This is a genomic window from Bradyrhizobium sp., assembly GCF_036009065.1.
Classification (GTDB): Bacteria; Pseudomonadota; Alphaproteobacteria; order Rhizobiales; family Xanthobacteraceae; genus Bradyrhizobium.
Genome location: NZ_DASYMN010000113.1, coordinates 40129 through 48061, shown reverse-complemented (window position 1 = coordinate 48061; position 7933 = coordinate 40129). Strand labels below are relative to the sequence as shown.

Below are 7933 nucleotides of genomic sequence, written 5' to 3'. Positions count from 1 at the left end.
CCCCGCGCAGGCGGGGACCCATACGCCGTGTCGCCGATGTTCTGGTTTGCGTCAGTGGCCTTGTTGAATGACCTCCCTGCAATCATAACTGCCGGTGGTTATGGGTCCCCGCCTTCGCGGGGACGACACTGGGGAGGCGCTCCAAATAATCTTGCGCTTTTATCTGCCGTTCATTTCGCGGCCATGGCGCCGCCACGAATTCGAAGCTAGTTTTAACGCGTACTTAAACCGTCCTTGGAGGGACACCCAATGCGTCATTTCACGCTCGCTTCACTTGCCGCCACCGCGCTCACCCTCGGCCTGCTGACGGCTGCACCGTCGATGGCCCAGACCGCCCAGCCCGCCGCCAAGTCCGACAAGATGGCCCCGGCGCCGAAAGCTCCGGCCGCCACCGAATCAAAGATGGCCCCGGCGCCCAAGGCGGAATTGCTCGACATCAACTCAGCGACATCAGAGCAGCTCGACGCGCTGCCGGGCGTCGGCAAGGCCTACTCGGCGAAAATCATCGCCGGCCGTCCGTACAAGGGCAAGGACGAACTGGTGAGCAAGAGCATCGTCCCGCAGAAGACCTACGACGGCATCAAGGACAAGATCATCGCCAAGCAGAAGAGCTGAGCTTCGCGCCCCGGACGCAGCGCAGCGCGTAGCCCTTCGCGGAGCGGTGCGCTGCAGAGCCGGGGCCGTCACAAGCCGCAGCATCCGTAACTGCCCCGGCCCTGCGCAGCGGCATGAAGAATGCCGCAGCGCGTCCGGGACACGAGACTACCCCTTCCTCACATCCCCCGCTTCCGCCTCGCTCTGCTCGAGCGTCGCCGGCTCCAGGTGATAGCGCTTGACCAGCGGCATCTGCGTGACCGCGAACAGCATGGTCAGCGGCACCATGCCGAACACCTTGAAATTCACCCAGAAGTCCGTGCTCTGGGTGCGCCAGATGATTTCGTTCAGCACCGCCATGGCGAAAAACCAGAACGCCCAGCGCAAGGTGAGTGTCCGCCAGCCCAGCGGCGTCAGGTTGAACATCTGGTCGAACATGATTGCGATGAAGGAACGGCCGAACAGCAATCCGCCGCCGAGGATCGCCGCGAACAGCGCGTAGACGATGGTCGGCTTCATCTTGATGAAAGTCTCGTCGTGCAGCACCAGCGTCAGTGTGCCGAACACGATGACGACGACGGCGGTGACGATGGCCATCATCGGCACATGGCGCGTCACCACATAAGACGCCACCATCGCAATAACCACCGCCACCATGAACGCGCCGGTGGCGACGAACAGGTTGGCCTTGGCGTTGGCGAAAAAGAAAATCAGCAGCGGGCCGAGTTCGGTCGCCAGCTTGAACAGCGGATGCGGTAGTTTTCTATCCATATCAGCTTTCAATCCCTGCAATCGCTTTCGCAAACTCCCGCGCGGTGAACGGCGCCAGATCGTCGATCCCCTCGCCGACCCCGATGAAGTGCACCGGCAGTTTGTGCTTCTCGGCCAGCGCCACCAGGATGCCGCCGCGCGCGGTGCCGTCGAGCTTTGTCATGACAAGGCCGGTGACGCCCGCTGTACGGGCAAAGGCCTCGACTTGCGATAACGCATTTTGTCCCACCGTGGCATCGAGCACCAGCAGCACCGCGTGCGGCGCCGATGCATGGACCTTCCTGATGACGCGCACGACCTTTTCGAGCTCATTCATCAGCTCGGCCTTGTTCTGCAGCCTCCCTGCGGTGTCGATCAGCAGCACGTCGAGCTTTCCCTCGCGCGCCGATGTCAGCGCATTGAAGGCAAGGCTCGCGGAATCCGACCCCTGCGCGCCGGCGATCACCGGCGATCTGGTGCGCTCGCCCCATATTTTCAGCTGCTCGATCGCGGCGGCGCGAAAGGTGTCACCCGCTGCGAGCATGACCTTGCGGCCCTCCGCACTCAGCTTGGCCGCGAGCTTGCCGATCGTAGTGGTCTTGCCGGAGCCGTTGACCCCGACCACGAGAATTACGAACGGCTTTTGCGCGGAATCGATGACCAGCGGCTTTGCCACCGGCGCCAGCACCTTTTCCACTTCGGTTGCGACCACGGTTTTCACGTCATCGGCCGAAATCGCCTTGTCGTAGCGGCCAACGCCTACCGCCGCCGATATCCGCGCCGCGACTTCGGTGCCAAGATCGGCGCGCAGCAGCACGTCCTCGATATCCTCGAGCATGGCGCGGTCGAGCTTGCGTTTTGTCACCAGGTCGGCGACCGCCGTCCCCAGCGAAGTCGAGGTGCGCTTCAGGCCGCTGGACAGCCGCCGCCACCAGCTAAATTTGGGTTGTTCCGAGGTGTCGTTCATGTCGGGGGTGTGTTAGCCGTTTCACGCCATGAGCGAAAGTCACAACGAACGCGTCGAAATACCCCAGCTCACGGCCGAAGAAATTCAGTCGCGCGTGCTCCATCGCGACGGGCTGATGCTGGTGATCAACAAGCCCGCAGGGCTGCCGGTGCATCGCGGTCCCAAGGGCGGCGCCAATCTGGAGGCATCGTTCGAGAGCTTGCGATTCGGCCTGCCGCGCCCGCCGGTCCTCGCGCACCGGCTCGATCGCGACACCTCGGGCTGCCTGGTGCTGGGCCGGCACCGCAAGGCCACCGCGTCGCTCGGGCTGCTGTTCAAACACGGCAAAATTTCCAAGACCTACTGGGCGGTGGTCGAAGGCGGTCCCGCCGAGGACGAAGGCACCATCGACATGCCACTCGGCCGCCTCAACGCCGAGCGCGGCTGGTGGCAGAAGCCGGACCCGGAAGGGCAGAGCGCGTCCACCCGCTGGAAGGTGCTGGGGCGCGGCGGCGGTCTCAGCTGGCTGGCGCTGGAACCGGTCACCGGCCGCACCCATCAATTGCGCGTGCATGCTGCGGCGATGGGCTGGCCGATCGTCGGCGACAACATCTACGGCACGCAGGCAAGTTTACGCCGCCTGCGCAATGAACAATTTATCCCGCGCCTCGGCGAACCGAGCCTGCATCTGCATTCCCGCGCGATCGGGATTCCGATTTCGAAGAACAAGGAACCGGTGCATGTGGTCGCGCCGGCGCCGCCGCATCTGCATGAGCGGCTCAAGGCGTGCGGGTGGAACGGGGAGTAGCTTTTTTTACCCTTTTCCCTGCTGTTATTCTGGAATCCGCTGGATCAATGCCTTGGTAATCCGTCGCGCTGCTTCAGTCATATTCCATGCATATCCATTCGCAAGCAACGGACTGATATCGGCGGTAAATTGCGGGTCCGCAAGCTTCTTCTGAATATTTTGTTCGTACAGCACTCGCGTTATTCGATGACCATCATGCTTCATGTAGCCAAGGAATGTTTCGACAATCCGACCGGGATCAACATCGGCATGCCCCAGAGCCGTTGCGAGATCAAACAGATCACGACTCTTCTTGCGCTGATACAGGCGCGCATTTTTGTCCCGAGCAATTCATCAAGCTCGTATGTCGGGATTCGGCATTTTCCTTCGAACCAGCGTGAGGAAACCTCGAAAGGAACGTGCTTGTATCCCTGTACTGCAAAGTGTTCGCGCGTATTGGTTTCGACTTTCAGCCGCATACCGATGGGTGGCGTATCTTCCGAAGCGAAGCGATATACGAATGTTACCCGTCCTTCTGTCTGCTTCCATCGAGGCGCGCCAAGCCAGGGATCGAGAACGGAATGCAGGGCTTCCATTACCGGGCCGGCCGGCTCCGGGCGCATCTGGACGAGGTCAATATCTTCGGAGTAACGGGCGGGAGGTTTAATATAAAGTTTGTACAGCGCCGTCCCGCCCCTGAAGGCGAGCGATTGAGCAAGCACGGGATTTGAGAACAGCTCCACCAATGCACGGCACATGACAAGGTCCTGCTCAACCTGGACGTCCTGCACCCAGGGGGCTTGCGGACGCCACGAGGTTATGTAATCGCGCGGAATCACAATTCGGGCTCTATCTCCGCGTTGACAATCAGTTTCCAGGCATTTTTCGCATCGCTTCATTTATTTTCGCGGCTGGCAACAGGACTGCCGCCTGTCGTGCGTTTTTCTGCACATAGGATTTGAGCGGGCCTGCACGGTCCTCTTCGCCGAGCTTTTCAAGCAAATAGCCTAACCTCTGCCCCCACGGCACCGGCGCGTTCTGTGCCGCTATTGCGAGTTTCTTGGGATCAAGCTTTTCCGCAAGCTCGCTCAAGATCGTTGCGGCCTGATCGAGACCGCCGACGTGTCCGGGATAGCCCACCAGATCAACCGCCGTCGCCTCCGGCGTTGAAACCTTGACGGTGCCACGCGGCGTATTGAAGTTTTGAACCGGGATGCTGTCGATGTTCTTGCGCACAATGAAGGTTACGCGGACGGCCCCGCTGACGATCGCGCGCCGGCTTTTCGCAACCATGACCTGGAATTCCTGCGGGCGGTGATGCGCGGCGCCGTGATACTGCGCGGCCGACAACAGCCCTGCGTAGTAAGTGAGACCGAGCCGCTGCATCAACGCAGGAATAAACTGGTCGGCTGGAAGTGACTTCAAAGACCGGTATTCCGGCGGCACGATGACATAGAAGCCGCGTGCCGGCGATGCGATGAGTTGCTGCTTGGCCAGGCGGTTGAGTGCCAGCTTTGCGGCGGCTGGCGAAACGCCTAGCGCCTCCTGCGCGTCGAGAGAGCTAAAGTCATAGCGGCCGCCCCCTGCGAGTCGGGCGATGTAGTCTCGGGCACGAAGGCGATTTGCGGAATTCATAGGCGTAAAGTATCGATTTTCAATACTTTACGCAATCATTTTATAATTTATCGGTCTGGCTCAAACGGGCCCGCGAATTCGAGACGGAGAAGAAAGAGCCCCTTCACACCATCAACCGCGCGCCATCATGCCCAGTCATCACCAGCGTCCGCACCGCGCCCGGTGTCTCGCCCGCAATCCTCACCGGTATGAAATGTTCGGTGCGGCCTTGGGAAGCGCTCTCGATCAGCACCTGCCGCACCGAACCGACCTCCGTCGCCAGCCGCCGCTGCAGCGCCGCTTCGCCGGCCGCGCGCAGGCGTTTCGCACGCTCCTTGATCACACCGCCCTGCACTTGCGGCATCCGCGCCGCCGGGGTGCCGGGCCGCGGCGAATAAGGAAACACGTGCAGGAACGTTAGATCGCACGCCTCGACCAAGTCCTGCGAGCGCGCGAACATCGCCTCGGTTTCGGTCGGAAATCCCGCGATGATGTCGGCGCCGAACGCGATGTCCGGCCGCAGCCGCCGGACCTGCGCGCAGAATTCGATGGCGTCGCTTCGCGAATGCCGTCGCTTCATTCGCTTCAAAACAAGATCGTCGCCGGATTGCAGCGACAGATGCAGATGCGGCATCAGGCGTTCGTCATCGGCGATGACATCGAGCAGATCGCGGTCGACCTCGATCGAATCGATCGACGATATCCGCAAGCGTCTTAGCTCCGGCACATGGCGAAGAATCTGTTTGGTCAGCGCGCCGAGTTTCGGTGTGCCCGGCAGATCGGCGCCGTAGCTGGTGAGATCGACGCCGGTCAGCACGAGCTCGGCGTGGCCGCGCTCCACCAGCGCGCGTACCTGATCGACCACTGCGCCCATCGGCACCGAGCGCGAATTGCCGCGGCCGTAGGGAATGATGCAGAAGGTGCAGCGATGATCGCAGCCGTTCTGCACCTGCACGAAAGCGCGAGGCAGCCCGCCCTGAAATCCTTCCAGCAGATGCGGCGCCATTTCGCGCACGGCCATGATATCGGCCACCGCGATTTTTTCGCTGCCGGCGATACCGAAAGGCGATGCATCGAACGCCGCGCGCGAATCCCGCCAGGCCTTGCTACGCATCTTCTCTTCATTGCCGACGACGCGATCGACCTCCACCATCTCGGCAAACATGTCCGGCTGGGTCTGCGCCGCGCAGCCGGTGACGACGATGCGCGCCCGCGGCCGCTCGCGTTTCAGCCGGCGGATCGACTGCCGCGCCTGCGCCACCGCTTCATTGGTGACCGCGCAGCTGTTGATGACGATGGTATCGGCAAGGCCCGCGTTCTCCGCCTCGCGCCGGATCACTTCGGACTCGAAGGCATTGAGACGGCAGCCGAAGGTGACGACGTCGACGCTCATCTTACGCGCGATTTTCTTCTAAAGGCCGCGCAAACAGCGCCGGATCGAAACGGCCTTCATATTCGAACGTCGCAGTCCCAGTCATCAGCACATGATCGTCGCTCTCGCGCCATTCGATGCCGAGATCGCCGCCCGGGAGGGTGATTGTGACCGTGCGGTTGGTGCGCTTCAGCCGCGCCGCGGCCACCGCTACGGCGCAGGCCGCCGAACCGCAGGCTTTTGTCAGCCCCGCGCCGCGCTCCCAGGTGCGGATCGTGACATGATCGCGGTCAACGATGTGCGCCAGCGTGATATTGGCGCGCTCCGGAAAGATCGGATGATTTTCCAGCAGCGGCCCGAAGCGTGCAAGGTCGTAAGCATTCACATCATCGACCCAGAAGATCGCATGCGGATTGCCCATGTTGAGCACGGATGGCGAGTCCAGCACCGGCGCGTCGATCGGGCCAATCTGCAGTTCGATATATCGCGTGTCGCGAAACTCTTCCGCCAGCGGAATATCCTTCCAGCCGAATTTCGGCGGGCCCATGTCGACGGTATAGAGATCGGGCGAGGGTCCCTGCCAGCAATTCAAGAGACCAGCCCTGGTCTCGAAGGTGACGGCGGTCTGGCCGGTTTTCTCGAACAGCTGGCGCACCACGCAGCGCATGCCGTTGCCGCAGGCGCCGGCTTCCGAGCCGTCATTGTTGTAGATGCGGATGAAGGCTTCGGTGCCGTGCAGCCGCGGCGGGTGCAGCACCATCAGCTGATCGTAGTGTACGCCAGAAGGCTGAGCCACCGCGCGGGCCTCATCGGCCGTGACGGGCACGGACGAGTCGCGCAGATCGACCACGACGATCTCGTTGCCGATGCCGTTCATCTTGCTGAAGCTGTGATTTGCGAGCGCGCTCATGGCCTTTTTCCTGCCGTGTTATATGGCGAATGACGGCGGAATACTCAACCGTCATCCTTGAGGAGCCGCGCGCTTGCGCGGCGTCTCGACGGATGGCCGCAAGCACCGTCCTTGTGGCCATCCTTCGAGGCTCGCCCTGAGAAGGGCGAGCTCTGGATGACGGCGGGGTTACCGGGAATGCGGCTATGACGTATGGCATGGGACGAATGCCACGCCGGCGTGTTAGCCTGCCGGCGCTATGGAGAGCTTCCGAATGAATTACCGCCGTTTCTTTGGTCTGGCCCCGGTCGTACTCGCCCTCGCGCTGATTTCAGCGGGTGCTTTCGCGCAATCGCCCACAACCCCGACGCCGGCGGCGCCTGCAGCGCCAGCGCCCGAAACCCCTGCCCCAATAGCGCCCGCTCCGGCCGCGCCTGTGACCCCCGCTCCGGCACCCCCGCCACCGGCCGCGGAAGCCCCGGCGATCCCGTCCGCGGCTCCCGCGCCGGTCCAAACTGCCGATCCATTCGGCGAGGAAATCACCCTGACCGCGAAAACGGCGGTGGTCCTGAAAGGCAGCGCCAACTGGGATTCGGCATTCGAGACGCTGATCGACTCGTTCAAGAAGATCTCTGCGCTGCTCGACAAGCAGGGCATCAAGCCATCCGGCAATTCGATGATCGTCTACACCTCGACCGACGACAACGGTTTTACGTTCCAGGCGGAAATTCCGGTCGACCAGGAGCCGAAGAATCTCCCCAAGGACATCAGCATCGGCAAATCCCCCGACGGCAAGGCCCTGAAATTCGTCCATCGCGGCTCCTACGACAACATGGACAACACCTACGAGGCGATCACCAATCATCTCGACGACAAGAAGCTGGAAGCGAAGGACACTTTCATCGAGGAATACATCACCGACCCGCTGAAGACCGCGGAGGACAAGCTGGTGATCAACGTCTATGTGCCGTTGAAGTAGGA

8 protein-coding genes and 1 pseudogene are annotated in these 7933 nt (G+C 61.9%); 3 read left to right on the top strand and 6 right to left on the bottom strand.

The annotated features are described in order from the left end of the window. The first annotated feature begins 249 nt into the window (after positions 1–249). A complete protein-coding gene (locus tag VGP39_RS07450; RefSeq protein WP_327567461.1) occupies positions 250–615 on the top strand; it encodes a ComEA family DNA-binding protein in 366 nt (121 codons plus the stop codon). 147 nt (positions 616–762) lie between these two features. Here VGP39_RS07450 and VGP39_RS07445 read toward each other — a convergent pair whose 3' ends face one another. Further along, positions 763–1365, bottom strand: coding sequence for a septation protein A (locus VGP39_RS07445; protein WP_327567460.1), 603 nt, complete (start codon positions 1363–1365; stop codon positions 763–765). A 1-nt stretch (position 1366) separates the two neighbouring features. Further along, entirely contained in the window at positions 1367–2311 is a 945-nt protein-coding gene (gene ftsY / locus VGP39_RS07440) for a signal recognition particle-docking protein FtsY (RefSeq protein ID WP_327567459.1), read from the bottom strand. 28 nt (positions 2312–2339) lie between these two features. Here ftsY and VGP39_RS07435 point away from each other — a divergent pair, with 28 nt between their 5' ends. Further along, positions 2340–3098 carry an RNA pseudouridine synthase gene (locus VGP39_RS07435; protein ID WP_327567458.1) on the top strand — a complete coding sequence of 253 codons (759 nt, stop codon included), beginning with the start codon at positions 2340–2342 and terminating at the stop codon, positions 3096–3098. A gap of 24 nt (positions 3099–3122) precedes the next feature. Here VGP39_RS07435 and VGP39_RS07430 read toward each other — a convergent pair. The 4 genes and pseudogenes from VGP39_RS07430 to dapF all read right to left on the bottom strand — a co-directional run bounded on the left by VGP39_RS07430 (position 3123) and on the right by dapF (position 6973). Beyond that, positions 3123–3835: pseudogene (locus tag VGP39_RS07430) on the bottom strand (nucleotidyl transferase AbiEii/AbiGii toxin family protein). Positions 3836–3944: 109 nt separating this feature from the next. Continuing rightward, positions 3945–4523: a type IV toxin-antitoxin system AbiEi family antitoxin gene (locus VGP39_RS07425; RefSeq protein ID WP_327567457.1), complete on the bottom strand. Its 579-nt coding sequence runs from the start codon at positions 4521–4523 to the stop codon at positions 3945–3947. A gap of 292 nt (positions 4524–4815) precedes the next feature. Further along, positions 4816–6084 carry a tRNA (N(6)-L-threonylcarbamoyladenosine(37)-C(2))-methylthiotransferase MtaB gene (mtaB, locus tag VGP39_RS07420; protein WP_327567456.1) on the bottom strand — a complete coding sequence of 423 codons (1269 nt, stop codon included), beginning with the start codon at positions 6082–6084 and terminating at the stop codon, positions 4816–4818. 1 nt (position 6085) lies between these two features. After that, positions 6086–6973 carry a diaminopimelate epimerase gene (gene dapF, locus VGP39_RS07415; RefSeq protein WP_327567455.1) on the bottom strand — a complete coding sequence of 296 codons (888 nt, stop codon included), beginning with the start codon at positions 6971–6973 and terminating at the stop codon, positions 6086–6088. Positions 6974–7226: 253 nt separating this feature from the next. Here dapF and VGP39_RS07410 point away from each other — a divergent pair, with 253 nt between their 5' ends. Continuing rightward, complete coding sequence (locus VGP39_RS07410; protein ID WP_327567454.1) at positions 7227–7931, top strand: GyrI-like domain-containing protein; 705 nt, start codon at positions 7227–7229, stop codon at positions 7929–7931. The last annotated feature ends 2 nt before the right edge of the window (positions 7932–7933 follow it).